This is a genomic window from Hydrogenophaga sp. (assembly GCF_022844385.1).
Lineage (GTDB): Bacteria > Pseudomonadota > Gammaproteobacteria > Burkholderiales > Burkholderiaceae_C > Hydrogenophaga.
Map to the genome: position 1 here is coordinate 43,647 of NZ_JALHLX010000008.1, position 23,884 is coordinate 67,530.

30 protein-coding genes are annotated in these 23,884 nt (G+C 64.4%); 5 read left to right on the forward strand and 25 right to left on the reverse strand.

Annotated features, from left to right (window positions below; genetic code table 11):
- Window positions 1-9 precede the first annotated feature (9 nt).
- The 5 genes from Q0C59_RS03175 to Q0C59_RS03195 all read right to left on the reverse strand — a co-directional run bounded on the left by Q0C59_RS03175 (window position 10) and on the right by Q0C59_RS03195 (window position 4,178).
- The gene (locus Q0C59_RS03175) at window positions 10-618 is read right to left on the reverse strand and encodes an SCO family protein (RefSeq protein ID WP_291211601.1); all 609 of its coding nucleotides are present in this window, start codon (window positions 616-618) and stop codon (window positions 10-12) included.
- A 5-nt stretch (window positions 619-623) separates the two neighbouring features.
- On the reverse strand, window positions 624-1,529 hold the full coding sequence (gene cyoE / locus Q0C59_RS03180; protein ID WP_291211604.1) for a heme o synthase: 906 nt from the start codon (window positions 1,527-1,529) through the stop codon (window positions 624-626).
- Entirely contained in the window at window positions 1,526-2,692 is a 1,167-nt protein-coding gene (locus Q0C59_RS03185) for a heme A synthase (RefSeq protein WP_291211607.1), read from the reverse strand. The genes cyoE and Q0C59_RS03185 overlap by 4 nt, the downstream gene beginning before the upstream one ends.
- 87 nt (window positions 2,693-2,779) lie before the next feature.
- The gene (locus Q0C59_RS03190) at window positions 2,780-3,457 is read right to left on the reverse strand and encodes a hypothetical protein (RefSeq protein ID WP_291211609.1); all 678 of its coding nucleotides are present in this window, start codon (window positions 3,455-3,457) and stop codon (window positions 2,780-2,782) included.
- Complete coding sequence (locus tag Q0C59_RS03195; protein ID WP_291211612.1) at window positions 3,438-4,178, reverse strand: SURF1 family protein; 741 nt, start codon at window positions 4,176-4,178, stop codon at window positions 3,438-3,440. Before Q0C59_RS03195 ends, Q0C59_RS03190 begins: the two co-directional genes overlap by 20 nt.
- Before the next feature lie 72 nt (window positions 4,179-4,250).
- Between Q0C59_RS03195 and Q0C59_RS03200 the strand changes: the two genes are divergently transcribed.
- The gene (locus tag Q0C59_RS03200) at window positions 4,251-4,493 is read left to right on the forward strand and encodes a twin transmembrane helix small protein (RefSeq protein ID WP_291211615.1); all 243 of its coding nucleotides are present in this window, start codon (window positions 4,251-4,253) and stop codon (window positions 4,491-4,493) included.
- Between the two features lie 97 nt (window positions 4,494-4,590).
- Here the strand turns inward: Q0C59_RS03200 and Q0C59_RS03205 are convergent, their stop codons facing one another.
- The 8 genes from Q0C59_RS03205 to Q0C59_RS03240 all read right to left on the reverse strand — a co-directional run bounded on the left by Q0C59_RS03205 (window position 4,591) and on the right by Q0C59_RS03240 (window position 11,017).
- The gene (locus tag Q0C59_RS03205) at window positions 4,591-5,472 is read right to left on the reverse strand and encodes a cytochrome c oxidase subunit 3 (RefSeq protein WP_291211617.1); all 882 of its coding nucleotides are present in this window, start codon (window positions 5,470-5,472) and stop codon (window positions 4,591-4,593) included.
- Between the two features lie 61 nt (window positions 5,473-5,533).
- Window positions 5,534-5,740: a DUF2970 domain-containing protein gene (locus tag Q0C59_RS03210; RefSeq protein WP_291211619.1), complete on the reverse strand. Its 207-nt coding sequence runs from the start codon at window positions 5,738-5,740 to the stop codon at window positions 5,534-5,536.
- Complete coding sequence (locus Q0C59_RS03215) at window positions 5,737-6,345, reverse strand: cytochrome c oxidase assembly protein (RefSeq protein WP_291211621.1); 609 nt, start codon at window positions 6,343-6,345, stop codon at window positions 5,737-5,739. Before Q0C59_RS03215 ends, Q0C59_RS03210 begins: the two co-directional genes overlap by 4 nt.
- A gap of 33 nt (window positions 6,346-6,378) precedes the next feature.
- Window positions 6,379-6,489 carry a cytochrome oxidase small assembly protein gene (locus Q0C59_RS03220; RefSeq protein ID WP_291211684.1) on the reverse strand — a complete coding sequence of 37 codons (111 nt, stop codon included), beginning with the start codon at window positions 6,487-6,489 and terminating at the stop codon, window positions 6,379-6,381.
- 19 nt (window positions 6,490-6,508) lie between these two features.
- Entirely contained in the window at window positions 6,509-8,128 is a 1,620-nt protein-coding gene (gene ctaD / locus Q0C59_RS03225; protein WP_291211624.1) for a cytochrome c oxidase subunit I, read from the reverse strand.
- Window positions 8,129-8,170: 42 nt separating this feature from the next.
- Window positions 8,171-9,325, reverse strand: coding sequence for a cytochrome c oxidase subunit II (coxB, locus tag Q0C59_RS03230; protein WP_291211686.1), 1,155 nt, complete (start codon window positions 9,323-9,325; stop codon window positions 8,171-8,173).
- Between the two features lie 158 nt (window positions 9,326-9,483).
- On the reverse strand, window positions 9,484-9,915 hold the full coding sequence (locus Q0C59_RS03235) for a DUF2244 domain-containing protein (protein WP_291211689.1): 432 nt from the start codon (window positions 9,913-9,915) through the stop codon (window positions 9,484-9,486).
- Window positions 9,916-10,138: 223 nt separating this feature from the next.
- A complete protein-coding gene (locus Q0C59_RS03240; RefSeq protein ID WP_291211627.1) occupies window positions 10,139-11,017 on the reverse strand; it encodes a biotin synthase in 879 nt (292 codons plus the stop codon).
- A gap of 91 nt (window positions 11,018-11,108) precedes the next feature.
- On the opposite strand from Q0C59_RS03240, the gene Q0C59_RS03245 reads away from it, so the two are divergent.
- The 3 genes from Q0C59_RS03245 to Q0C59_RS03255 all read left to right on the forward strand — a co-directional run bounded on the left by Q0C59_RS03245 (window position 11,109) and on the right by Q0C59_RS03255 (window position 12,784).
- Window positions 11,109-11,834: a ComF family protein gene (locus tag Q0C59_RS03245; RefSeq protein WP_291211631.1), complete on the forward strand. Its 726-nt coding sequence runs from the start codon at window positions 11,109-11,111 to the stop codon at window positions 11,832-11,834.
- A gap of 11 nt (window positions 11,835-11,845) precedes the next feature.
- On the forward strand, window positions 11,846-12,319 hold the full coding sequence (trmL, locus tag Q0C59_RS03250; RefSeq protein WP_291211634.1) for a tRNA (uridine(34)/cytosine(34)/5-carboxymethylaminomethyluridine(34)-2'-O)-methyltransferase TrmL: 474 nt from the start codon (window positions 11,846-11,848) through the stop codon (window positions 12,317-12,319).
- 141 nt (window positions 12,320-12,460) lie between these two features.
- Entirely contained in the window at window positions 12,461-12,784 is a 324-nt protein-coding gene (locus Q0C59_RS03255) for a hypothetical protein (RefSeq protein ID WP_291211637.1), read from the forward strand.
- 10 nt (window positions 12,785-12,794) lie between these two features.
- Here the strand turns inward: Q0C59_RS03255 and Q0C59_RS03260 are convergent, their stop codons facing one another.
- From Q0C59_RS03260 to Q0C59_RS03300, 9 genes are all read right to left on the reverse strand, one after another.
- Window positions 12,795-13,250 carry a MaoC family dehydratase gene (locus tag Q0C59_RS03260; protein ID WP_291211639.1) on the reverse strand — a complete coding sequence of 152 codons (456 nt, stop codon included), beginning with the start codon at window positions 13,248-13,250 and terminating at the stop codon, window positions 12,795-12,797.
- A gap of 61 nt (window positions 13,251-13,311) precedes the next feature.
- Window positions 13,312-13,929, reverse strand: coding sequence for a ParA family protein (locus tag Q0C59_RS03265; RefSeq protein WP_291211643.1), 618 nt, complete (start codon window positions 13,927-13,929; stop codon window positions 13,312-13,314).
- 72 nt (window positions 13,930-14,001) lie between these two features.
- Window positions 14,002-14,757, reverse strand: a complete 756-nt coding sequence (locus Q0C59_RS03270; protein ID WP_291211648.1) for a sulfite exporter TauE/SafE family protein — start codon at window positions 14,755-14,757, stop codon at window positions 14,002-14,004.
- Between the two features lie 72 nt (window positions 14,758-14,829).
- Window positions 14,830-15,129: a Dabb family protein gene (locus Q0C59_RS03275; RefSeq protein WP_291211651.1), complete on the reverse strand. Its 300-nt coding sequence runs from the start codon at window positions 15,127-15,129 to the stop codon at window positions 14,830-14,832.
- Between the two features lie 8 nt (window positions 15,130-15,137).
- Window positions 15,138-15,443, reverse strand: coding sequence for a YciI family protein (locus Q0C59_RS03280; RefSeq protein ID WP_291211657.1), 306 nt, complete (start codon window positions 15,441-15,443; stop codon window positions 15,138-15,140).
- Window positions 15,444-15,453: 10 nt separating this feature from the next.
- Window positions 15,454-16,773 carry a TRAP transporter large permease gene (locus Q0C59_RS03285; protein WP_291211660.1) on the reverse strand — a complete coding sequence of 440 codons (1,320 nt, stop codon included), beginning with the start codon at window positions 16,771-16,773 and terminating at the stop codon, window positions 15,454-15,456.
- On the reverse strand, window positions 16,770-17,327 hold the full coding sequence (locus Q0C59_RS03290; protein WP_291211663.1) for a TRAP transporter small permease subunit: 558 nt from the start codon (window positions 17,325-17,327) through the stop codon (window positions 16,770-16,772). Before Q0C59_RS03290 ends, Q0C59_RS03285 begins: the two co-directional genes overlap by 4 nt.
- Window positions 17,328-17,467: 140 nt before the next feature.
- Entirely contained in the window at window positions 17,468-18,559 is a 1,092-nt protein-coding gene (locus tag Q0C59_RS03295) for a C4-dicarboxylate TRAP transporter substrate-binding protein (protein ID WP_291211665.1), read from the reverse strand.
- A gap of 38 nt (window positions 18,560-18,597) precedes the next feature.
- Window positions 18,598-19,428 (reverse strand): intradiol ring-cleavage dioxygenase, encoded by an 831-nt coding sequence (locus Q0C59_RS03300; protein WP_291211668.1) that lies wholly within the window; start codon window positions 19,426-19,428, stop codon window positions 18,598-18,600.
- A gap of 125 nt (window positions 19,429-19,553) precedes the next feature.
- Between Q0C59_RS03300 and Q0C59_RS03305 the strand changes: the two genes are divergently transcribed.
- Window positions 19,554-20,483, forward strand: a complete 930-nt coding sequence (locus Q0C59_RS03305; protein ID WP_291211670.1) for a LysR family transcriptional regulator — start codon at window positions 19,554-19,556, stop codon at window positions 20,481-20,483.
- A gap of 13 nt (window positions 20,484-20,496) precedes the next feature.
- Here Q0C59_RS03305 and Q0C59_RS03310 read toward each other — a convergent pair whose 3' ends face one another.
- The 3 genes from Q0C59_RS03310 to Q0C59_RS03320 form a co-directional block, all read right to left on the reverse strand.
- Complete coding sequence (locus Q0C59_RS03310; RefSeq protein ID WP_291211671.1) at window positions 20,497-21,798, reverse strand: NAD(P)/FAD-dependent oxidoreductase; 1,302 nt, start codon at window positions 21,796-21,798, stop codon at window positions 20,497-20,499.
- An 85-nt stretch (window positions 21,799-21,883) separates the two neighbouring features.
- On the reverse strand, window positions 21,884-22,975 hold the full coding sequence (locus Q0C59_RS03315; RefSeq protein ID WP_291211673.1) for a serine hydrolase: 1,092 nt from the start codon (window positions 22,973-22,975) through the stop codon (window positions 21,884-21,886).
- Between the two features lie 69 nt (window positions 22,976-23,044).
- Window positions 23,045-23,884, reverse strand: an 840-nt coding sequence (locus tag Q0C59_RS03320) for a maleylacetate reductase (RefSeq protein WP_291211675.1), incomplete at its 5' end; no start/stop codon positions are given.

The following is a 23,884-nucleotide window of genomic DNA, read 5'->3' on the forward strand; positions in this document are numbered from 1 at the left end:
CAGTGGGTCTCAGCCGGCCAACAGCTTCTTCAAGTCGGCAGCCAGTGCTGGCGCTCCGCTGCCATAGCGGTGGTAGAGGCGGATGCGGCCTTGCGGGTCGTAGACATAACTGCCGGCCGAATGGTCCATCGTGTAGCTGGTGGGCGTGGGACCGTCGACCTTCTTGTAGTAGATCTTGTAGCTCTTGGCCAACGCAGGCAGCGCGTCGGGCGCGGCGTACAGCGCGAGAAAGCTGGGGTCGAAACTGGCCATGTACTGCTTCATGATCTCGGGCGTGTCGCGCTCGGGATCGATGCTCACGAACAGGCCCTGCAGGCGTTCTCCGTCGGCGCCCAGCAGGCGTTTGGCCTCGGCCAGCTCGCTCATCGACGTGGGACACACGTCAGGGCACTGCGTGAAGCCAAAGAAGATCACCACCGCCTTGCCCTTGAAGTCGGCCAGCGTACGAGCCTGACCGTTGTGGTCGGTGAGCGAAAAGCCGGTGGCGTAGTCGGCGCCGGTGATGTCGATACCGGAGAAGCTGGCGGCCTGTTCGCTGCAGCCGGCGATGAACAGGCCGGTGGCGCCGAGCGTGGCGCCCAGTACCTGGCGGCGGGTGAGTGCGGTGTGGGAAGGCATGGCGGTCAGAGGTAATGGTCGATCAACAGCGCGGCGAACAGCAGCGACAAGTGAATCAATGAGAAACGGAAGGTCTTGCGCGCGAGCGCGTCGGAATAGTTGCGCCACAGTGCCCAGGCATAACCGCAGAAGCCGATGCTCAGGGCAATGGCGCTGACCAGGTAGAACCAGCCACTCATGCGCATCATGAAGGGCATGAGGCAGGCGGCAAATAGCACAAAGGTGTAGAGCAGGATCTGCAGCCGCGTGAACTCAGAGCCGTGCGTGACGGGCAGCATGGGCAGGCCGGCTTTCCGGTAGTCCTCCACGCGGTAGAGCGCCAGCGCCCAGAAGTGCGGTGGCGTCCAGAGGAAGATGATCAGGAACAGGATCAATGCCTCGGGCGATACCACGCCCGTCATGGCGGCCCAGCCCAGCACCGGCGGCATGGCGCCCGATGCGCCCCCGATCACGATGTTCTGTGGCGTGAGCGGCTTGAGGATCACGGTGTAGACCACCGCGTAGCCCACGAAGGTGGCGAAGGTCAGCCACATGGTCAGTGGGTTGACCGCGAAGTACAGCACGGCCGAACCAGCGCCACACAACACGGCAGAGAACGACAGCGTCTTGCCGTTGGTGAGCTGCCCTTTGGCGGTAGGACGCCAGGCGGTGCGCTTCATCTTGGCGTCGATGTGCTGCTCGACCACGCAGTTGAACGCAGCGGCCGCGCCGGCCACGAGCCAGATACCGAAACAGGCAATGGCGGCGAGCTGCACCTGCGCCCAGGTGGGCACGCCGGGTACCGCCAGCACCATGCCGATGAGGGCACAGAACACGATGAGCTGGATCACGCGCGGTTTTGTCAGCGCGTGGTACTGGCGCCAGACCGAGGGCAAGGCCACGGCCACAGGAGGAGAGGAAGCGGCGCTCATGGAGTAGATCGGAACATGTTCAGGGCTCCGTCCCCGGGGGCTTCGGCGCGGCGGGGTGCGGCACTGTGTGTGCCGCTGAGCGCGCCAGTGAAAACGATCACCAGCGCAGCGGCGCCGGCCGTGTGACCGACTGCGGCCAGCAGCGGCCAATCCAGCACCACATTGGTCAAACCGCTGACGAACTGCCACAGCGCGAGCAGCAGCAAGGCGCGCGCGGTGCGTCCCATGCCCGGCACCCGCCACAGACGCCAGCCCAGCCACACCATGGCGCCCAGCACCACAAAGGCCATGAGGCGGTGCACGTAATGAATGGCAGTGAGGGCCGGGAAGGCGATGGCCTCACCGGCGCTGTTCAAGCCGAGGTGGCGCCACAGCGTGAAGCCTTCGCGGAAATCCATGCTCGGCCACCAACTGCCCTGGCAAGTGGGGAATTCGCTGCAGGCCAGCACGGCGTAGTTGGTGCTGACCCAGCCTCCCAGCGCGATCTGCCACCACAGCAACACGGTGACCGCCACCAACGCCAGACGCAGGCGCCCAGGCAGCGGGGTCGGCCCCCGGTGACCGGGTTCGGCAAGTCGGTAGGCCACCGACTGCGCACGCAGCAAGGCCAGCAGGCCCAAGCCACCGAGCAGGTGCAAGGTGACGATGGCAGGGAACAACTTCATGGTCACCGTGAGCGCACCAAATGCGCCTTGCACGCAAACCCACACCAGCGTGACCAGCGGCCACACGAAAGACACCGACAGGCGCTTGCGCTCCAGCCAGCTCACCAGCGCGAGCACGAGGATCAACACGCCCACGGCGGTGGCGAGATAACGATGGATCATCTCGATCCAGGCTTTGGAAAAGGTGACCGGGCCGGTGGGCATGGCTTCCTGCGCCGCCGCAATGTTGGCGCTGGCGCCCACCGGGCTCACACTGCCGTAACAGCCCGGCCAGTCGGGACAACCCAGACCGGAATCGGTCAGGCGGGTAAAGGCGCCAAACAGGACCAGATCGAAGGTGAGGAACAGCGTGACAAGGGTGAGCACACGCAGGCGTTGCGCAGGTGGCGCGTGGCGGTTGCGCACCCACACCCAGGCCAGCGGGCCGAGCGCAAGCACCACACCCAGCAACATGATGCGGGCGATGGGGGCCAGGTCGTAGAGTGGTTGGGTGTCCATGTCAGGTCCTCCGCCGAGCCGGCTCAAGGCGGGCCTGCGCCCCCTCGGGGGGCAGCGACGACAAGAAGTGCGGAGCGTGGGGGTTCATCATGGCTGCCGGCCGGCTTTGTCCCAGAAGGCTGATGCGCGCAGCAGACGATCGAGGTCGCGCTTGGCCTGCTTGGGATCGATGTTGGCGGGGAAACGCATCATCCAGTTGCCCAGCGGATCAACCACGTAGAGGTGGTCCTCGATCTTCTGGCCAGCGGCCGGCTGCAACCAAGCGGCCAAGGCCTGAGCGTCGATCTGCAAGACCTGTGCAGCCGCGGTGGCCTGCTTCAGCGGTTCGGTCAGGGGTACATCGCCGGTGCGCAACCACACCCAGTCCAGCCGGTCCTTTTCACGGCCGAGTGTTTCGCGCAACTGGCGCTGCAGCAGCAGGTGCTCCTGGCAGGCCTCAACACACGCGCTGTCCGCCACGCTGATCAGCAACCACTGGTCTTTGAGTGTCGCCAGCGGCACGGTCTGGCCTGCTGCATTGACCGCCGTGATGGCGGGCAGCGGGCGTTGCGGGTCGATCAGTTCGCCGTAGTTGCGCCGGCCTTCGGGGCGGATCACGTAGTAGGTGAGGTAGGAGGCCACCACAGGCGCCACACACACCAACGCCAGACCCAGCAGCTTCCAGCGCCCGGATCGGGCGTTCACCACCGCGCCTGCGCCGGCCTGGTCGAGCTGGGGCAGGCTGTGCACGGTGAGGGTCAGGGGTTCATCGGGCGTCTGTGCCATGGGAAATGCGCTTTCGGCGGGGGGAAATGATTTGAAACCAGAGAAAGAGCAGGCCGGCCAGCGCACACAAGCCAAACCACTGGAAGGCGTAACCGTGGTGCTTGTCGACCCCGACCGCGGCGCGCGGCCATTCGCGCAAGAGGCCTTCGTGGGAAGCACCGGTTTGCTGCACGGACACGGTCAGCAGTTTGAGACCGGTTTCCTGGGCAAAAGTGCCAAGGTCGATATTTTGCCGGATCGCACCTGTGCCCGCCTCGCCCAGCTCGTATAGCTTGCCCGGCGGCGGGGCCAAGCGCCCCTCCACCTGCACCTCGCCCGATGGCGTGTCGATGGTGGGCACGCGGCTGCGGTCGGTGAAATCGCGCGGCACCCAGCCCCGCTGCACCAGCACTGCGCGCTCGCTGCCTGCCAGCTTCAGCGGCGTGACCAGAATGAAACCGTTGCGGGCGCTCATCTGACGGTTGTCCAGGAACACGGAGGCTTCGTTCACCCATTGCCCGCGCAACTGCACCGGCCGGTGCACGCCCTGCTGCGGATCGCTCGCCCCCAGCAACTCGTCCACCTGCCACGCAGGCAAGCTGGCGCGCTGGTCGATCTGCTCTTGCAAAGCGGTCTTCTGGCGTGCGCGGTCGAGCTGCCAGAAGCCCAGCGAGGCGGTGACCGCCATGGTGAACACGGTGGCCACGGTGACCACTGCGAGGCGGACGCGAGCCGACATCATGCCCCTGCTCCCGGCTCTGGAGCGAAGCCCACTGGCGCAACGCGCAGCGCGGCTCCGCCGATAATCCGGGTCATGAAATATCTGGTCATCGCGGCATTCATCGCCATCGTCGGAAGTCTGGGAGCAGCCCTTGTGTTCATGATGCGCGGCGGCCAGTCCGACGCAGCCGATGCGCCCGACGGACCTCCCCGCAAGAACCACATGGCCAAAGCACTGGCGTTTCGTGTCGGCTTTTCCATCCTGCTGTTCGTGGTCGTGCTCATCAGCTACCTGATGGGCTGGATCCAGCCCACGGGCCTGCCCATGCAACGCTGATCACGTCAACTGCCCGCCTTGGCTGCAGCAACAAAAAAGCGCCCGATGGCGCTTTTTTGTTGTGCCACCCGGGGTTGTCGAACAACCCGGAAAAGGCTCACAGCCAGTAGACCAGGATGTAGAGGCCCAACCAGACCACGTCCACAAAGTGCCAGTACCAGGCTGCTCCTTCGAAGCCGAAGTGGCGGTCTTTGGTGAAGTGACCCTTCTGCAGGCGCAGGGTGATGAAGAGCAGCATCAACATGCCCACAAACACGTGGAAACCGTGGAAGCCGGTGAGCATGAAAAAGGTGGAACCGAAGATGCCCGAGCTGAGCTTGAGGTTCAGGTCGACATAGGCGTGGTAGTACTCGTAGCCCTGGACGATCAGGAACACGATGCCCAGCAACACCGTCATCCACATGAAGGCGATGGTCTTGCTGCGGTTGCCCACCTGCAGTGCGTGATGGGCAATGGTGAGCGTGACGCCCGAGGTCAGCAGCAGCGCGGTGTTGATGGTGGGCAGCCAGAACGGGCCCATGGTCTGGAAGGGTTCCACGATGCCGGCTGGCGACGCCGTGGCGCCCGCCTGAACACTGGGCCAGACGGCCGAGAAGTCGGGCCAGATCAGTGAATTCTCGAAGCCACCCAAGGCAGGCACCGAGTGCACGCGGGCCCACCAGAGTGCGGTGAAGAAGGCGCCGAAGAACATGACTTCCGAGAAGATGAACCAGCTCATGCTCCAACGGAAAGAGAGGTCGATCTTGCGTCCGTACATGCCACTTTCGCTCTCGCGCACCGATTCGCTGAACCACTGAAACAGCACGAAAAGCCAGAACGCCATGCCAAAAGCGAGTGAGTACGCGCCCCAACCTGCACCGTTGATCCATTGACCTGCGCCCAGAATGACGAAGAACAGGCCAATCGACGCCATCACCGGGTGCCGTGATGGACCGGGGACGTAGTAATAGGGCGTTGTGCCGTGGGATGCTGCTGCCATGCTCACTCCAGTGTTGTCGCTTGTTTGAATGATGGAAAAACGTTCGAGGTGAACGGCGGCTTCAGCCCGCCACCCAGTTCACCAACAGGATCAGGGCCAGCACGAACAGAAACGCCATGCCGACACCCACCGCCATCAGGTGCAATGGGTTCAGCCTGGCGATGTCGTTCTGGTAGTCGGCGTTGCGGCGCACGCCCAGAAACCCCCACAACACAGCCTTGACCGTGCCAGCGAAGGAGCCTTTGCGCTTGTGCAGTGGTTCGCTCATACGGCACCGGCAGGCTTCACCGTCATGGCGGGTTCAAACGCCACATCGGCAGGCGCCGCAGGCACCTTGCCGCCGACTTCGAAGAACGTGTAGGACAAGGTGATCGTGGTCACGTCCTTGGGCAGGCGCGGGTCGATCACAAAGGCCACCGGCCATTCCTTCTTCTCACCCGCCTGCAAGGTGTACTGCGTAAAGCAGAAACACTCGAGCTTGTTGAAGTGGGCCATGGCCTGCTTGGGCGCATAGCTCGGAATGGCCTGGGCCGCCATGGTGCGGTTCTGGATGTTCTGGAACTCGTACATCACCGTGTTCAATTCACCCGGATGTACCTGCATCGATCGCACGGCGGGCTTGAAATACCAGGGTCCGCGGCTGTTCACGTCGAACTCCACCGTGATCGTGCGGCTGGTGTCCACCTGGGTGTTGGCCGCCGCCCTGGACGTAGCGCCCGGAATCTGCCGGTCGGACAGCGACAGGATGTTGATGCCGGTCGCTTCGCAGATCGCGTTGTAAATGGGCACCAGCGCATAGCCGAAGGCAAACATGCCCAACGTGATCACGCCGAGTTTGCCCACCATCTTGAAGTTTTCGCTGCGCAGTCCCACGGTCTGGTTCCTGTGTTGGGTGGCGTCGGGGCGTCAGCCGCCCAGAAACACCATCTTGCCGACAAATCCCATGAAGAACACGACCGCAACCGAAGCCAGGATCAGGCCTAGGCGCTGGTTGTGTTTCTTCTGTTCGGGCGTCATGTTGCGGGCCATGGCCGGATCAGCCAATCACCTTGGTGGCGGTGGCATCCAGCTTGGGCGGGTTCTCGAAGGTGTGGAACGGTGCGGGCGACGGCACTTCCCACTCCAGCCCCTCGGCGCCTTCCCAAGGCTTCTGCGACGCTTTTTCGCCTTTGCCCATCATGGCGGGCAGGATCACAGCCACGAAGAAATACACCTGCGCAATACCGAAGAAGAACGAGCCCACCGAGGCGATGGCGTTGAAGTCGGCGAACTGCATGGGGTAATCGGCGTAGCGGCGGGGCATGCCGGCAAGACCCAGGAAGTGCATCGGGAAGAAGGTGATGTTGAACGAAATCATCGACCACCAGAAGTGGATCTTGCCGCGGGTTTCGCTGTACATCACACCGGTCCACTTGGGAAGCCAGTAGTAGATGCCTGCGAACATGGCGAACAGCGAACCTGCCACCAGCACGTAGTGGAAGTGGGCCACCACGTAATAGGTGTCCTGCATCTGGATGTCGATCGGGGCAACCGACAGGATCAGACCGGTGAAACCACCGATGGTGAACACGAAGATGAAGCCCACGGCCCACAGCATCGGGGTCTCGAAGGTCATCGAGCCCTTCCACATGGTCGCGATCCAGTTGAAGATCTTCACACCCGTGGGCACGGCGATCAACATGGTCGAGTACATGAAGAACAGCTGACCCGTGACCGGCATGCCGGTCGTGAACATGTGGTGTGCCCACACGACAAAGGACAGGATGGCAATGGAGCCGGTGGCGTACACCATGGAGGCGTAGCCGAACAGCTTCTTGCGAGAGAACGCGGGCACGACCTGACTCACGATGCCAAAGGCCGGCAAGATCATGATGTAGACCTCGGGGTGGCCAAAGAACCAGAAAATGTGCTGGTACATCACCGGGTCACCGCCGCCAGCGGGGTTGAAAAAGCTGGTGCCGAAGTGGCGGTCGGTCAGCGTCATGGTGATCGCGCCGGCCAGCACGGGCATCACGGCGATCAGCAGGTAGGCGGTGATGAGCCAGGTCCAGCAGAACATGGGCATCTTCATCAGCGTCATGCCGGGTGCACGCATGTTGAGGATGGTCACGATGATGTTGATCGAACCCATGATCGACGACGCGCCCAAGATGTGCATGGCAAAGATGCCGGCGTCCATCGAGGGGCCCATCTGCAGGGTCAGCGGGGCGTACAGCGTCCAGCCGGCTGCCGGTGCGCCACCGGGCATGAAGAACGAGCCCACCAGCATCAGCGCGGCCGGGATCATCAGCCAGAAGCTGAAGTTGTTCATGCGCGCAAACGCCATGTCGGATGCGCCGATCTGCAACGGAATCATCCAGTTCGCGAAGCCAACGAAGGCCGGCATGATGGCGCCGAACACCATGATCAGGCCGTGCATGGTGGTGAGCTGGTTGAACAGGCCCGGGTTCACCAGTTGCAGGCCGGGCTGGAACAGCTCGGCGCGGATCAGCAGGGCCAACACGCCGCCCACCATGAGCATGGTGAACGAGAACAGCAGGTACAGCGTGCCGATGTCCTTGTGGTTGGTGGCGTAGACCCAGCGGCGCCAGCCCGTGGGGGCGTGGTGGTCGTGGTCGTGGCCGTGGGCATCGTGGTGGTCGAGAACAGCACTCATGGTCGATTTCCTTGGAAGCTCAATGTTGGTTCGTCAACGCGATCACTGTCGGGCGGCTTGTACGTCGGCCGGCTGCACGATCTGCTGGGTCTGGTTTGACCAGGTGTTCTTGGCATAGGTCATGACCGCTGCGAGTTCGGTGTCGCTGAGCTGCTTCCACGCAGGCATGGCACCGTTGTTCTGGCCGTTGAGCAACACGTTGATGAGCGGCGCCTTGTCGTCACCCACCACGATGGCGGAACCGTCCAGCGCCTTGATCGGGCCTGCGCCCTTGCCAGTGGCTTGGTGGCATGCCAGGCAGTTGGCGGCGTACACGGACTCACCGCGCTTGACCAGATCGGCAAGCACCCACACCTTGGTTGGGTCATCGGCTGCGGCGGCCAGGGCTTTCTGCTTTTCGCTCACCCAGGCGGTGTATTCCTCGGCCGACACCACTTTCACGTGGATGGGCATGTAGGCGTGTTCCTTGCCGCACAGCTCGGCGCACTGACCATAGAAGTCACCGGTTTTTTCGGCGCGGAACCAGGTGTCGCGCACAAAGCCGGGGATGGCGTCCTGCTTGACGCCGAAGGCCGGCACCATCCAGGCGTGGATCACGTCGTTGGCGGTGGTGATGATGCGCACCTTCTTGCCCACGGGCACCACCAACGGGTTGTCCACCTTGAGCAGGTAGTTGTCGGTGGGCTCGGGTTTGCCGCTGTTGGACATGACGCGGTGGTTGTTGTCCAGCGTGGAGAGGAAGCCGATGCCCTCGCCTTCGCCCTTGATGTAGTCGTAGCCCCACTTCCACTGCATGCCCGTGGCCTTGATGGTCAGGTCGCTGTTGGTGGTGTCTTTCTGGGCCACCAGCACCTTGGTGGCGGGCAGCGCCATGCCGATGACGATCAGCAGGGGAACAATGGTCCAGCCCAGCTCGACCCAGATGGGCTCGGCCAGCACTTGCGATTTGTGACCCACCGACTTGCGGTGCTTCAGGATGGAATAGAACATCACACCGAAGACGATGACGAAGATGACGGCGCACAGGGCCATCATGAACCAGTGCAGCCAGTGCTGCTCTTCGGCAATGCGGGTGACAGGAGGCGCAAAGTTGAGCTGATTGACGGCAGGACCACCCGGCAGGTCGTTGACCTTTTGTGCCGCGACTGAGGTCCAGGCACCAAGACCGAGTGTCAGCGTGGTGGCAGCAGCGCACAGCCTGGCCCAGGGGTTCCGTGGGGAATGCACCGTTTTCTTCGTCGTACTCACTTTTTGCGCCTCAAATATAAGTATTGATTTATATCAATGCAGATTAGAACAAATTTTCAGGGCTCCACCCAACCGCCCAGTCACCTCGACCCCATCTCCAGACTCCGTCAAACCCCACGCAGGGCTTGGCGAATCTCCCGCGCCAGCAACGGCCGCAAGTCGGAGCGCAAAAACCGCCCCACCTGCACCGACCTCCCGCCACCCCGAACTTCAATCAGCTGACCGACATCTGGCCGGGGTTCGACACGAACCCACTCGCGAGCAAATTCGCAACGCGACGAGCGCCCTGCCGTTTCCCACTCCACCACCAGCCGGCCTTCCAGCAGACTGATGCGTTCACTGTCGGTGGCATGCCGCGCGTACACCAGGAACGCCGCGCCCACCGCCACCAACTCCAGCACCGCAAAAGGCAACACCAAAGTCGCACCTTGAGACCAGAAAAAAGCCGCCACACCCATCGAAAGGATGCACATGGAAGCGTAGAGGTAGCCCAATTGAGCCGGGGTTACCGAACAGTTGCGCTTGAGCGACCACTCCATGCCCTGATCGGATACGGTCGCGAATCGAAAAGCGCTGTTTGCCTGGTTCACCACCCACCACCGGTACTGGTCGCGATCGCTTGAGGAGACGATGCGTTGGCAAAGGGAAGATGCCCTTGAAAATTTGGCCAGCGCAGATTGTAGCGGTGCCAAACCGGGACTCCGCTGACAAAGGCGCCACTCCCGAGTGGGACAAGGTGGCATGGCTGCCGGCAAGGCCCGCTCAGCGACGGCCTGCGCGCAGCATGGCGCGCATGTCGTCCACCGCCAGCGAGGTGCTGGAGGCCAGCGGCACCCGGGGCACGGGCTTGAAAGCGTGGCCGTAAATGATCTCGAAGGTCAGCACGAGCCGGCCGTCGTCCGAGCGAGGAAGATCCGACTCGATCGCTGCGCACAGCCTGTCGTGCCAACGGCGCGATCGACAGGCGCCGAAACGCTGATCGCTCAGGTTGCGCCCCAGGCCACGCAGCTCGGCCAACAGGGCCGCGGCATTGCTGTACGACAGCGTGATGCGCTCCATGTCCATCACCGGCTCGGCGAAGCCGGCGTGCACCAGCATGTCGCCCCAATCGTGCATGTCGGTGAATGCGTGGGCCGGCAGCGGCCAGCTTTGCGCGGCGTAAAGCGCACGCAGTTCCTTCAGGCTGTCGGGCCCCAGGCAGGAAAACATCAGGAAGCCATCGGTCTCGATCTGCTGGTGCCAGCGCGCCAGCAAGGTCTGCGGCCGCGGCTCCATGTGCAGCGCCATGTTGGCCCACAGCATGCGCACGCGGGTTTCAGCCGTGGCGGCCGCCGGGCCCGCAGCGCGGCCCCACTGCAGCGGGTTCCATGAGCGCGTCGCTGCTTCGCGCGTGGCTTCAAGCGCCTCGGGCAGCCGGCGGGCCACCACGTGGCAAGCCGCCTCGGGCAGCATGCCGCGCAATTTGCGGTGAACCTCCAGCCCGCCCTGGACCGGCTCCCAGTGCAGCCAGCTGGTCGGCAGTTCGCGGAACCACGGCAGGCGGTCGGCCATGCGGGAGCCCACCTCCTCGTGCAACCAGGGGCTGGTCGTGGTCGCACGCTGCAGCCAGCGCTGCGCGGCCACGGGGTCCAGTCCGGGCACGGGATTCTCGGGAGCGGTGGGCGTTTTCAAACAGCAAGACGGGCCAGGAGCCCAGGGGGTATCGACGGAAGCGCGCCAGTATATTGGCCAGATGCTCGCCGCCCGACACGCCTTGCTGGAATCCCTGCCGGCCACCTGCCAGGTCTGTGCGGCATGGCCCGCGCAGCCGGTGTGCGAGGCCTGCGTCCAGCGCTTCGCGGTGCACCGGTTCCGCTGCCGGACCTGTGCCGCCGTGGTCCCGGGCGACCTGGACCTGTGCGGCGCTTGCCAGACCTCGCCCGAAGCGCCGCCGTTGGCGCAGTGCCTCGCTGCCGTGGACTACGAATACCCCTGGGACGGTCTCATTGCCCGCTTCAAGTTCCGCTCGGAGCCCGGCTGGGCCAAGCCCTTCGCGCAGCGGATGTTGCAGGTGCCGGGCGCCCTGCCCCTGCTGCAAAGCTGCGGGCTGGTGGTACCCGTGCCACTGACCGCGCGGCGGCTGGGTGAGCGCGGCTACAACCAGGCCTGGGAACTGATCAAGGCCGTACGCCGTCTGGCCCCGGGCCCGGTGGGCAGCACGCTGGCCACCGCTCTGGTGCGCCTGGGGGAAACGCCCGACCAGCACAGCCTGGGCCGCGAGGCGCGGCTGCGCAACCTGCGCGGCGTATTCGCCGCCCATCCCTTGCATGCCCAGCTGCTCGTGGGCCGCCACGTGCTGCTGGTGGACGATGTGACGACCACCGGGGCCACCCTGCACACCGCAGCGCAGGCCCTGCAGCAGGCAGGCGCCGCTCGTATCAGCGCACTGGTGTTCGCGCGCACCGCGCCGAGCCGCTAAGCTCGGCGGCCATGTTCAACATCGTTCTGGTCAGCCCCGAAATCCCGCCCAACACGGGCAATGTGATCCGCCTGAGCGCCAACACGGGCTGCTCGCTGCACCTGATCGAGCCGCTGGGTTTCTCCATGGACGACAAGCACATGAAGCGCGCCGGGCTCGACTACCACGAGTACGCCCCACTGCGCCGCCACGCCGACTGGGCCACCTTCCTGCAGACCGAACAACCCGATCCAGCCCGCCTGTTTGCCTTCACCACGCGCGGCAGCCACAGCGCTTTCACCACCGCGTTCCAGCCCGGCGACTGGCTGGTGTTCGGCTCCGAGACCAGTGGTTTGCCTGAGAGGCTGCGCGAGTCCATCCCTGAGGCCCAGCGCCTGCGCCTGCCCATGCTGGCGGGCCAACGCAGCCTGAACCTGTCCAACTCGGTGGCCGTGACGGTGTTTGAGGCCTGGCGCCAACAGGCCTTCGCCGGGGCGATTTCGTGAAACAGATCACGCGCCAGACCCGCAAGGCGTGTCAATTTGTTCGACACTGGCCCGATAATTTCACATGCACACCCGCATCCCGACCCTCGCCATGACGGCCCAGACCAGCACCCTGGCAGCGCCGTTTGCCTGGAGAACAGCTTGATCACTTCCATCGCACGTTGGTTGGGCGTGGCCTCCGCTCCCCGCAGGCGCAGTTCGCACAAGGCATCGCTCAAAGACCTGGCGGGCATCCGCAACCACCTGCTGCAGGCGATCGAAGATTGTCTGGACCAGCAGGCCCTGCGCCTGCGCAAGAAGATCGAGTCGGCGCGCACTCCGCAAGAACTGTGGATGCTGCGCAACGACGCCTTTCAGCTGATCTCGCAGCAGCACAACCAGTCGGTGGCGGCCGAGCGCATCAACGCACTGATCCAGATCTTTGAAGGATGGCTCGAGCCCAAGCAGCTCGTGCGGATCAAGTGACTCCGGCGGTTCAGGGGTAGCGCCGGACCAGCGATTCGGCGAAACACACCGGTTTGTCCGCGCCTTCGCGCTCCACCACCACCGCCCAGGTCATTTGCTGGCCGCCGTGTTCTATAGCCTCGCAGGCCTGCAACGTCATGCGGGCGCGCACCCGGCTGCCGACAGGCACGGGCGAGGTGAAGCGCACACGGTTGAGTCCGTAGTTCACGCCCATGCTGGAGCCCTTGATGTCCAACGCAGACTCAAAAAACACGGGCAACAAGGACAGCGTGAGGAAGCCGTGCGCGATCGGTGCACCAAACGGCCCCGCCTTGGCACGCTCCACATCGACATGGATCCACTGATGATCGCCGGTGGCCTCGGCAAAGCGGTTGACCTGTTCCTGGGTGATGGTGACCCAGTCGCTCACGGCCACTTCCTGGCCCACGCAGGCCGCCACATCGGCCAGGGTTTCAAATGTTTTCATGCGCGCCACTGTACGACCGGCAGGCGCCAATGCATGTCGGCACCGGGACAGAGCGAGAAGCTCAGGCGTCCAGCCACTGGCAGATGGCTTGCCACTGCTGCAGGTCTTTTTCCACCCGGCCGGGCGCCACGTCAAACAGCGTGAGACCGCGCGCCGCGAGGTGAATGTAGTTCTGGGTGTCGCGCAGCGTGCCCAGCACCGGCAGGCCCAGGCTCGCGACAAACTCGTTGAGCTTGTCGGCCGCGATGGTGCGCGGGTCGACCCGCATGCCGACGATGCCGATCTGCAGCTTGTCGGCCCGGCGGGTTTCGGCCAGTTCGTCCAGAAAGGCGCGCGTGGCGTAGATGTCGAAGATGCTGGGCTGGAGCGGTACCAGCACCTTGTCAGCGATCTTGAGCACGTCCTTGAAGCGCCAGCCGTGCAGGCCGGCAGGCGTGTCGAGCACCACATGGGTGGCGTCCTTGGGTGGGCGAGCAATCAGGTCGTGCGACACATCCCAGCTCATGATGGGCCGCGCGGCCGGGGGACGCAGCTTGAGCCACAGGGCCGAGGACTGCTGGCGGTCCACGTCGCCCAGCATCACCGCGTGGCCCTGGCTGGCAAAGTAGCCGGCGACGTTGGTCGACAGCGTGGATTTGCCCACGCCTCCTTTGGGATTGGCAACCACCACGATCGGCATCTGAAGCTCCTTGGCTGGGGAACGGCCCGCACGGCAGGGCGCGAGGCGGGGCAGAAACGGTGAGCGCCTATGTTATGCGAGCGCGTCCCAGACCAGTTTGCAGCCAGTGAGGAACATGCCGGTGTAGACCAGCCGGTAGAACAACAAGGGTTTGATCCGGTGCGCGATGCGCACGCCCACCCACACGCCGATGGGGGCAAACGGCAGCAGCGCCAGCGAGGTCGTCATGTTGCGCACATCAAGCAGGCCCAGCCAGGCGTAGGGAATCCACTTCGCCAGGTTGATGAAGAAAAAGAAGAAGGCCAGCGTGCCGGTGAACAGAAGGGGCGACAGGCGCAGCGGGATCACGTAGGCGTTGAGCGGTGGCCCGCCCGCGTGCGCAATGAAGCTGGTGAAACCGGAGGTGACGCTGAGCAAGGCACCCACCCATTTGGGCGGCGGCGCGCTGTCGGGCTTGGGCGGAAACACCAGCCGCTGGGCCAGGAACAGCAGCGTGAAGACCCCCACGATGCCGGCCACCAAACGCGCGTCCAGCAGCTTGAACAGCAGCGCGCCCACCACAATGCCCGCCAGGCCAAAGGGCAGCAGGAACATCAGCAAGCGTTTGTCCACGTTGTTGCGGAAAGCGGCCATGCCCAGCAAATCCATGAGCAGCAGCACCGGCATGAGGATGGCGGCGGCCTGCGGCACCGTGACCGCCAGCGCCATCATGGGCACGGCGAGCGAACCGAAGCCGGCGCCAAAGCCGCTCTTGCTCACGCCCAGCAACAGAACGGCGGGAATGGCCACAGCGTAAAAAAACGGATCGGTGATGAGGGACAGGGCCACGGGCATCAAACAAAAGAAGAGCCCGCTTCACGGAGCGGGCTCGTTGGGGTGAATGGATTATCGGCCGGCGCTTCAAGTCGCGTAGTCCACCTGGTGACGCGCCACGCGCAGGCCCTCAATGTCCTGGCGCACGCGCAGGTGTTCGGGGTGCATCGCGTACGCGTCCAGCGCGGCCTGCGACTCGAACTCGGAGTACAGCACCACGTCGCAGGCGTAGTCGACTCCGCTGCGGTCCACGCCGATCTCGATGTGGAGCAGGCCCGGAATCTTGCCGCGCAGGGCTTCAAACGCGGCCTTCACGCGATCGATCGCAGCCGCCTTGCCGGCGTCGGAGCTGCCCTGGATGTTCCACATCACGATGTGTTTGACCATGGTGTTCATCAGACGGTGGGTGGGAAACCGGCCATTTGTGGCCAGAGATTCACGAAGGCCTGCACCGAGACGCTGCCGTACAGCCCCGCTTTCGTGAACGGCTCCTCGGCCAGCCAGGCGTGGGCCGCGTCGCGAGAGGGAAAATCGATCACCAGCAGGCTGCCCAGCATGGTGCTGCCGTCGTCGTGCACGAACGGGCCGGCAAACGCGATGCGCTCGGCCACCGCCGCGAGGTAAGCCTTGTGGGTGGGGCGCATGGCTGTGCGCAGCGCCGCCGAATCGGGCTTGTCGATCAGGATGAAGGTGAACAGCATGGGAAGAATCTCAGAGGTAGGCCAGCCAGGTCGAGAGGCCAGGAAAAGAGATGAGAAGGATCAGCACGAAAGTCATCATGACCACAAACGGAAAGGTGCCGGCGAAGATGTCTCGAATGCCGATGCGCGGGTCGTTGAGGGCCGACTTCACCGTGTAGCACGACACGCCGAACGGCGGCGTGAGCAGGCCGATCTCCACCGCCACCACCGTGACCACCCCGAACCACACCACGTCCATGCCGAACGCGCGAGCGATCGGCAGCACGATGGGCAACATGATCAGCATGATGGAGACCGAATCGATGATGCAGCCCATGGCGATCACGATCAGCACATAGAGGAAGATGAATCCCCACGGCCCCAGACCCATGCCGGTGATGCTTTCGGTGACCGCACCCGGCATGCCGGTCAGCGCCAGCATGCGGCTGTAAAGCATGGCCGCAATGATCAGGAACAGGACGGACACCGACACGTAGCCGGTTTCCACCAGCACCTGCCACAGCTTTCGCCAGGTGAGTCGCCGGCGCACCAGCGCAATCACCAGTGCACCAGCTGCACCCACCGCACCCGCTTCGGTGGGCGTGAAAAAGCCACCGTACAGGCCACCGAGCACCAGTGTGATGAGCAGCAGGATGGGCACGAACTTGATGGTGGCCGACAGCGGTGTTTCCTGTGCACCGCCGCCCAACCCGGCCAGCGCCTCGGGTGTGCCGACCTTGTGCGGCCAGAACCAGGCCATGCCCACGATCAGCACCGCAAAGCCCAGCGCAATCAGGATGCCCGGCACGATGCCGGCGATGAACATGCGCCCGATGGACTCTTCGGCCAGCACGCCGTAGATGATCATCAGCAAGCTGGGTGGAATCAACATGCCCAGCACCGATGAGCCAGCCACCACACCCACCGAGAAACGCGCGGTGTAGCCGTGGCGGATCATCTCGGGTACGGCGACTTTGGTGAACACCGAGGCCGAGGCAATGGAGATGCCGGTGATGGCGGCAAACACTGCGTTGGCCGCCACCGTGGCCAGGCCCAGGCCGCCACGGATGCGTCGCATGAGCCACTGGAACACGTCGAACGTGTCGCGCCCCACGCCCGACACGCTCACCAGCATGCCCATCAGCACGAACAAGGGTATGACGCCGAACAGGTAGTCGCGAATGGCGTCGTTGGCCGCCGCAGCCACGAAGCGGGCCGCCACCTCGGGGCTTCGGATCAACCACACGCCCGCGAAAGATGTGGCAATCAGCGCAATGCCGATGTGCATGCCGAAGTAGATGAAGGCCAGCATGCAGCCGATCGCCAGCAGGCCGATGTGCAACTCGCTCATGGCCTGCCCCCGGCGGCTTCGCGCCAGTCCTGCACCGCCAGCAACGCGTATTGAATCGCCGCCAGTGCAGCACCGGTGAGCACGACGAGCCGCATCGGCCAGGTGGGAAAGGTGAAGATGCCTTCGATCCCCAGGAACTCGTCATTGCTCCAGGCACGTTGCAACAGCGGCCAGGTGGCGTACGCAATGACGCCGCAGGCGAAGATGCCCACCACAGAAAACACGGCGCGCAGCCGCTTGCCGGCGCGCGGCCGCTTGAGGATGTAGGGGTCGATGAACAGGTCGGCGCGGCTCATGCGTCCGTGGCGCAGCGTGGCCGGCAGTTGCAGGAACACGATCACGATGATGGACGTGGCCACCAGCTCGGCCACGCCGTCAATGGGCCGGTTGAACAGGTTGCGAAGCAGCACGTCGGTGCACATCAACACCATGATCAAACCGATGACCACCGAGCCCAGGGCATTGAGACCGTCGATCAACCGCCCGAACGCACTGGTGGGCGCGCCCGATGGCGGCGGCCCGGCCTCCAGGTCGGTGTTCGCTTCGTAGCTCATGAGATGAACCCAAAAAAGAGAAGAAGGTGACGTGGCGGCGTGCAATGTCCCACCCAGGGTGACCGCGGGTCCGGCTCCGCCGGCCCCAGGTCACGCCCCCTGGAGGGGGTGACGCGCTGCAAGCGCGGCGCGGGGGTGGTTCAAAGTTCTTTGTCCCAGTCGCGCGCGGGTTTGACACCGCGTTTGCGCAACGCATCCATGTAGGTCTGCACGATCTCCTTGGCCGGACCTTTGGACGCATTGGTTTTGGCCCATTCGGCGGCCAGGTTGGGCATGGTCTTGACCCACTTGTCGCGCTCGCCCGAGCTCATGTTGGTCACGCGCACCGACGGTGTCTGCTTCGCACCATTGGTCTCCATGGTCTTGATGGCGGCCTCGTAGCGCTGCATCAGCGTGGCACCCAGCGCCTTCGAATACTCCTTGCCCACGTCTTTCACGATCTGCTGCACCTCGGGCGGCAGGCCGGCGTAGCTGTCCTTGTTCATGGCCATGCCGCCGATGTAGAGGGCACCGATGTTCACCGTGGTGATGTAGGGCGCCACTTCGTAGATCTTGTTGGGCAGGATGCCGGTGGCAATCGAGATCGTGCCCTCGCTCACCCCCGTCTGGATGTCGGTGTAGTAGCTGGTGAGCGAGCCGTCCACCGGTACCGCACCCGAGCCCTTGAGCCACAGGCCGATGCTGCCCGGCGCACTGATCTTGCGGCCCTTGAGGTCGGCGTAGGTGGCGATCGGGTTCTTGGTGAAGAGGTGGTAGGTGTCCACGCCGGTGGCACCCAGGAACACCATGTTGTTCCTGTCCCATTCCTTCTGCAGGGCGGGCACCTTCTCGTTCATCTCGTTGGCCACGTCCAGGATGATGCGCACGTCGTCGGTGGTGAACGGGGTCACGGTCCCGAACTGCGAAAGCGGCATCTTGGCGGCTTCGAGGTTGTGGAACACCCAGCCGATGTCGGTGATGCCCTGCTCCACGCTGGTGAGCGTGGCGTTCATCTTGTAGAGCTGGCCGCCGTAGGCCTCGCGCCACTCGATCTTGTAGCCCTTGTTGAGTGCGGCCACGCGCTTGTTGACCTCGGGCACGAACAGCGAGCTCATCAAGCCCACCCACGGCAACGTGGTCGGGTGGCTCGACGCAATGGTCAACTTGAAGGTCTGTTGCGCATGAGCGCTGCCCAGGCCGGCGGCGGTGAGTGCGGCCACCAGCGCGGTGGTGAGGAAGGCGCGTTTCATCATGGTCTAGTCTCCTTGTTGTGGGGCGGTGGCAAAAAAACTCAGCGGGCGGGGTTGAGAACGAAATCGAATTCAACGAGGTAACGGCCGTCGGCCTGCGGCAACCAGTCGGCAATCAGCGACTCGCGCACGCCGAACACCGCGTCGGAGTCCAGGTACTGGTCGCCGTTGCGGAACACGTGGGTGATCAGCGTCTGGTAGCCAGGCGCCTGGATGAGGAAGTGCAGGTGGGCCGGGCGCCACGGATGGCGCTTGGTGGCCTTGAGCATGTCGCCCACCGGGCCGTCGTCGGGAATCGGGTAGGCCTCGGCCAGGATGGAGGTGAAGTGGTAACGGCCTTGCGCGTCGGCCTGCAGCACGCCGCGAGCCTGGGCCGCGTCACAGTCTGAACGCTGCACGTCGTACAGGCCCTCAGCGTCGGCTTGCCAGACCTCGATGTGCGCATGGGGCACCGGGGCGCCGTCCAGGCCGCGCACCGTGCCGCGCACCTCGCAGGGCAGGCCCTTCGCACCTTGGGCCACATCGCCGCCCAGCTCGATGTGCGGTGCGTCTTCCACATGGAACGGGCCGAACACCGTGGCCTCGGTGCAGCCCGGCGGCTTGTCGTTGTTCATCGCCACGGTAAGCATCGACAGGCCCAGCGTATCGGACAGCAGGATGAACTCCTGGCGCTTGTCGTCGCACTTCTGGCCGGTGGCGGTGAGGAACTCGATGCCCTGCATCCATTCGGCCTCGGTCAGCTTCACCTCGCGCGCAAACGCGTGCAGGTGCTGCACCAGGCTGGTCATGATCTCTTTGAGGCGCGGATCGGGCGTCTGCGCGAAGCGCGCGATCACAGCCTGCGTGATGTTGTATTGATCGAGGTTGCGCACGGCCTGTCTCCTCTGGTTCTTCCTGCGGGGTTTTCTCTGTAGGTCGCACTGTAGAAGCTGCGCACAATGCCCACCAGCGCGGCGCTGCAAATGACTTTTCCGCGCGCTGCAAATACGGGGTACCCATGGATCGCTGGACCGAGATGGAATTGTTTGTGCACGTGGCCGAGAGTGGGAGCCTCAGCCGTGCGGCGGAGTTGATGAACATGTCCAACGCCAGCGCCAGCCGCCAGCTGGCCGCGCTCGAAGAGCGCCTGGGCGTGCGCCTGGTGGAGCGCAACACGCGCCGCCTCTACCTCACCGACACGGGGCAGGAATTCTTTCAGCGCGCCCGCAGCATCCTGGCCGACCTGCGCGACGCCGAGTCCACCGTGAACGCCGCGGCGCTCAACCCCACCGGCACGCTGCGCATCAGCGCCTCGCTCTCGTTCTCGCTGCACCACATCGCGCCGCTGCTGCGCGAGTACACCGAGCGTTACCCCAACGTGACCGTGCACGTGGAGGCCGCCAACCGCTACCTGGACATCATCGACAACAACATCGACGTGGCGATCCGCAACCGCGAGGTCGAGCCCGACAGCAACATCACCATCCGCCGCCTGGCCGAAACCCGCCGCGTGCTCACCGCCTCACCGCGCTACCTCGCCAAACACGGTTTCCCCAAAACGCTGGACGAGCTGCAGCGCCACCACCTGCTCATCTACGTGCACGCCAACAACCCCTACGAACTGCGCTTCACGCGCGGGGAGGAAAGCCAGACGGTGGCGGTGAAGGCCCTGCTCGAATCCAACGACGGCCAGATCCTGCGCGCCGCCGCGCTCGACGGCCTGGGCATCCTGGTGCAGCCCAGCTACATCGTCTACGACGACATCGTGGCCGGGCGCCTGGTGCCCGTGCTCGACGACTGGGACCTGCCGCGCATCACCGTGAACCTGGCCTACCCCAGCCGCAAACACCTCAGTGCCAAGGTGCGCACCTTCATCGATTTCATGGCCGAACACTTCGTGAAGATGGGGTATGAGCGCAAGTGGACGGGGCGGTTCACGGTGTATTGAACCGGTCGACGACTCAGTGCAGCTTGACCAGTGGCGTGGCCCGCTTGACCAGGAAACGCGCCAGCGCCAGCACCGCCGTGCGCAGGGTGCCGAGCACGGCCTGGTGGTGCATCAGGTGCAGGCTCACATACATCGTGCGGGCCAGCAGGCCCTGCACAAACCAGGTTGAGCGGAACAGGTTGCCCATGAGGTTGCCCACCGAGGACTGCGTGCCCAGCGACACCAGCGAGCCGTGGTCTTTGTAGACGTACGGTCGATCGGGCGCGGGTTGGCCCTTCGCGCGCCGAGTGAGCGCCGCCACCAGATAGCTGGCCTGCTGGTGCGCGGCCTGGGCACGCGGAGGCACCCAGCCGCCCTCGGCCGTGGGGCAGGCGGCGCAATCGCCCAGGGCGTAGATGTCGGACTGGCCCTGCACCAGCAGCCGGTCGCTCACCTGCAGCTGCCCTGACCGGCTGGTGGGCAGGTCCAGCGTGGTCAGCACGTCGGGTGCCTTGATGCCGGCGGCCCACACCACCAGATCAGACGCAAACACCCGACCCGCAGCGTCTTCCACCTGTTGCGGCGTGATGCGCGCCACCTTGCAGTTCACTTCGATGCTCACATGGCGCTCCTTCAGCAGCTGCGCCGCCGCGACCGACACCTTCTCGGGCAAGGGCGCCAGGATGCGATCGGCACCTTCGAGCAAGGTGATCTGCACGTCGCGGTGCGGGTCGATCCTGCGAAAACCGTAGCGCGAATGCACCACGCTGGCTTCGCGCAATTCGGCCGCCAGCTCCACGCCGGTGGCACCACCCCCGATGATCACGATGCGCACCTGCCCCTCACCCCCCACGCTCTTGCGCAGATCGGCTGCGGTCAGCAGCTTGAGCATGCGCAGCCGAAAGTGCTCGGCATCGGCCGGGCGGTTGAGCGAGAGCGTGAAGTCCGCAGCCCCGGGCACGTTGTAGTGGTTGGCCGTGCTCCCGACGGCGAAGACCACTTGGTCAAAGGGCAACTGGCGCGCCGGCACCAGCTCTTCGCCGTGTTCGTCCACCACGGACGCCACGCTCAGCTGCCTGGCTTCAAGGTCCAGCCCGGTCATGGCGCCGAGACAGAAGCTGAAGCCGTTGTCATGCGCCAGCATTTCGTACGACAAGCCCTCCTGATGAATGTCGAGCGTGCCAGCAGCCACCTCGTGCAGCGAAGGCTTCCAGATGTGAAAGAGCTGCTGGTCCACCAGCGTGACCTGCTCGGCTCCCATGCGGCGCCCCAGCTTGCAAGCCAGTTCCAGGCCGCCTGCGCCGCCCCCCACGATCACGATGCGATGTTGTGGCATGTGCGTCTTCCCTGTGTGAGCAACAGGTCCGACTGTAGAGGAGCCCGGCGGAATCTCTCCGAAGTGGTATGGCCGGCGGATCCGCTCACTTCGCCAGGAGGCGTTGCGCGTCTGGATCGGTGAAGGGGTGATCTTTGGAGCCGTTGGCCGAGAACAAGCGATTGGCCTTCACGTTGATGCCCACACGCTGCCCACCATGGCCAAACATCCACGTGTTGCCGTCTGCACCATGGTGCAGCCCAAGGCCCCACGATGGCGCCGAGTTCCAGTAGCCTTTGGCCACATGGGGATAGGCTGCGTCCTTCATGAAAGCCTGCATGCATGCATCGCCCATTTTGCCGTTCAAGTGGTCCAGCACATAAAGACCCACCCGGGCGAAGTCGCGCGATGTGGCGAACACCAGAATCTCCCCCACTGCATGGCCATCACGGTCCAGGTACCAGCCGGCGGGATACTCGGCGCCCGCTTTCTGCCAGACCGTGTTCTCGAACCACACCGGCATTGAAACGCCAGTCGCGCCCCGCACCACCAGGCTCAGCGCATCCGAATTGAGTCCGTTGTAAACAAACTTCTCGCCAGCCTTGAACCGGCTTTTGCCACCGTACTTGCGCATCAAGTCGAGAAGCGACATGTCGTGCCTGATCATGGCGCCGAAGTCCCGAGTGTCATGGATACCCGAGTAGCCGTTGCCGCCCGGATCCTGCGCCCCACTGGTGTAGCGCAGCAGATTGCGCACACTCGCCTCGCCGTAAGCGGTACCGGCAAGTTCTGGAGCGTAGATGGAAGCAGGATCCTCCAGGCTTTTTATCTTTCCGGCACACAGCGCCTCTCCCACGGCCAACGAAGTCCAGCTCTTGGTCATGGAATAGGCGTTCAGCGGCGACTCTCGCGTGGCGCCCTGCGCGTACTCCTCGAACACGATCGCACCGTCCTCGATCATCAAGGCGGAGAAATTGGTTCGTGCGAAAGCCTGGCCGTCGGGTGTCAGCTCACGAATCCTGTCGGTCTTGGTGCTGACAGGAAGTTCGCGCACAACAGTTGCAGGTTTCAGGATGTGCATGCGCGGCGATACCACGGCCCAGGATCCCAGAATCTTCTCCGGGGAATCGTGACTGGCATGGACGCCTGGCAGCAGTGATGCCCCAAGAATGACGAGCAGATGGCGGAAGAATGTCATGGGTCTCCCCGGTTTGTACAAAGCGGATCGCGGCATCATGCCCGCGGCCGCGCCGCCCGCAACCCCGTGTCAACCCGGCCTTCGCCCCTCAAACGCGTCCTGCAACAAGCGCTGGATCGCCCCCGCCTCCAGCGCCCTTGGATTCGGGTACTGGTTGCTCATCGCAATCTTGCAGGCCCGGTCCAGATCGGTTTCTTTCATGCCGATGTCCTTGAGTGCCACCGGCGCGCCGTTGTCCCGTGCCAGGTCGAACACCGCTTGTGCGGCGCTGGTACCGCCCAAGGCGGTGGCGATGCGCGCCATGGCCTCGGGCACGGCGGCGGCGTTGTAGGCCAAGGCGTGGGGCAGCACGATGGTGTGGGTTTCGGCGTGGGGCAGGTTGAAGCTGCCGCCCAGGGTGTGGCAAAGCTTGTGGTGCAGGGCCATGCCCACGGCGCCGAGCACGGTGCCGCAGAGCCAGGCGCCGTAGAGCGCGTCGGACCGGGCGGTCACATCGCCCGGGTTGGCCTTGATCAGAGGGAGCGCGCGGCCCAGGGCGGCGATGCCTTCTTGCGCCATGAGGCTGATGACCGGGTTGGCGTCGACCGCATACAGGCCTTCGGCCGCGTGCGCGATGGCATTGATGCCGCTGGTCACGCTCAGGCCCACGGGCAAGCCCAGGCTGAGTTCGGGGTCGTAGATCACGGTGCGCGGCAAGACGCGGATGTCCTTGCCGGTCTTCTTCAACCCGGCCTCGGTGATGCCATAGATCGGCGTCATCTCGGAGCCGGCGTAGGTGGTGGGAATGGCCAGGATGGGCAGGCCGGAGTCGAGCGCGATGGCCTTGCCCAGGCCGGTGGTGGAGCCGCCGCCGATGGCCACGGCGCAGTCGGCACCCAGCCGGCGCGCCACCTCGCGCGCTTCGCGCGC

Bases quoted from the DNA above. Each gene is read 5' to 3' on its own strand.
- Q0C59_RS03175 (WP_291211601.1), bottom strand. From the start codon at position 618: ATGCCTTCCCACACCGCACTCACCCGCCGCCAGGTACTGGGCGCCACG.
- cyoE (WP_291211604.1), bottom strand. From the start codon at position 1,529: ATGAGCGCCGCTTCCTCTCCTCCTGTGGCCGTGGCCTTGCCCTCGGTC.
- Q0C59_RS03185 (WP_291211607.1), bottom strand. From the start codon at position 2,692: ATGGACACCCAACCACTCTACGACCTGGCCCCCATCGCCCGCATCATG.
- Q0C59_RS03190 (WP_291211609.1), bottom strand. From the start codon at position 3,457: ATGGCACAGACGCCCGATGAACCCCTGACCCTCACCGTGCACAGCCTG.
- Q0C59_RS03195 (WP_291211612.1), bottom strand. From the start codon at position 4,178: ATGATGTCGGCTCGCGTCCGCCTCGCAGTGGTCACCGTGGCCACCGTG.
- Q0C59_RS03200 (WP_291211615.1), top strand. From the start codon at position 4,251: ATGAAATATCTGGTCATCGCGGCATTCATCGCCATCGTCGGAAGTCTG.
- Q0C59_RS03205 (WP_291211617.1), bottom strand. From the start codon at position 5,472: ATGGCAGCAGCATCCCACGGCACAACGCCCTATTACTACGTCCCCGGT.
- Q0C59_RS03210 (WP_291211619.1), bottom strand. From the start codon at position 5,740: ATGAGCGAACCACTGCACAAGCGCAAAGGCTCCTTCGCTGGCACGGTC.
- Q0C59_RS03220 (WP_291211684.1), bottom strand. From the start codon at position 6,489: ATGACGCCCGAACAGAAGAAACACAACCAGCGCCTAGGCCTGATCCTG.
- ctaD (WP_291211624.1), bottom strand. From the start codon at position 8,128: ATGAGTGCTGTTCTCGACCACCACGATGCCCACGGCCACGACCACGAC.
- Q0C59_RS03235 (WP_291211689.1), bottom strand. From the start codon at position 9,915: ATGGAGTGGTCGCTCAAGCGCAACTGTTCGGTAACCCCGGCTCAATTG.
- Q0C59_RS03245 (WP_291211631.1), top strand. From the start codon at position 11,109: ATGCTCGCCGCCCGACACGCCTTGCTGGAATCCCTGCCGGCCACCTGC.
- trmL (WP_291211634.1), top strand. From the start codon at position 11,846: ATGTTCAACATCGTTCTGGTCAGCCCCGAAATCCCGCCCAACACGGGC.
- Q0C59_RS03260 (WP_291211639.1), bottom strand. From the start codon at position 13,250: ATGAAAACATTTGAAACCCTGGCCGATGTGGCGGCCTGCGTGGGCCAG.
- Q0C59_RS03265 (WP_291211643.1), bottom strand. From the start codon at position 13,929: ATGCCGATCGTGGTGGTTGCCAATCCCAAAGGAGGCGTGGGCAAATCC.
- Q0C59_RS03275 (WP_291211651.1), bottom strand. From the start codon at position 15,129: ATGGTCAAACACATCGTGATGTGGAACATCCAGGGCAGCTCCGACGCC.
- Q0C59_RS03280 (WP_291211657.1), bottom strand. From the start codon at position 15,443: ATGCTGTTCACCTTCATCCTGATCGACAAGCCCGATTCGGCGGCGCTG.
- Q0C59_RS03285 (WP_291211660.1), bottom strand. From the start codon at position 16,773: ATGAGCGAGTTGCACATCGGCCTGCTGGCGATCGGCTGCATGCTGGCC.
- Q0C59_RS03290 (WP_291211663.1), bottom strand. From the start codon at position 17,327: ATGAGCTACGAAGCGAACACCGACCTGGAGGCCGGGCCGCCGCCATCG.
- Q0C59_RS03295 (WP_291211665.1), bottom strand. From the start codon at position 18,559: ATGATGAAACGCGCCTTCCTCACCACCGCGCTGGTGGCCGCACTCACC.
- Q0C59_RS03305 (WP_291211670.1), top strand. From the start codon at position 19,554: ATGGATCGCTGGACCGAGATGGAATTGTTTGTGCACGTGGCCGAGAGT.
- Q0C59_RS03310 (WP_291211671.1), bottom strand. From the start codon at position 21,798: ATGCCACAACATCGCATCGTGATCGTGGGGGGCGGCGCAGGCGGCCTG.
- Q0C59_RS03315 (WP_291211673.1), bottom strand. From the start codon at position 22,975: ATGACATTCTTCCGCCATCTGCTCGTCATTCTTGGGGCATCACTGCTG.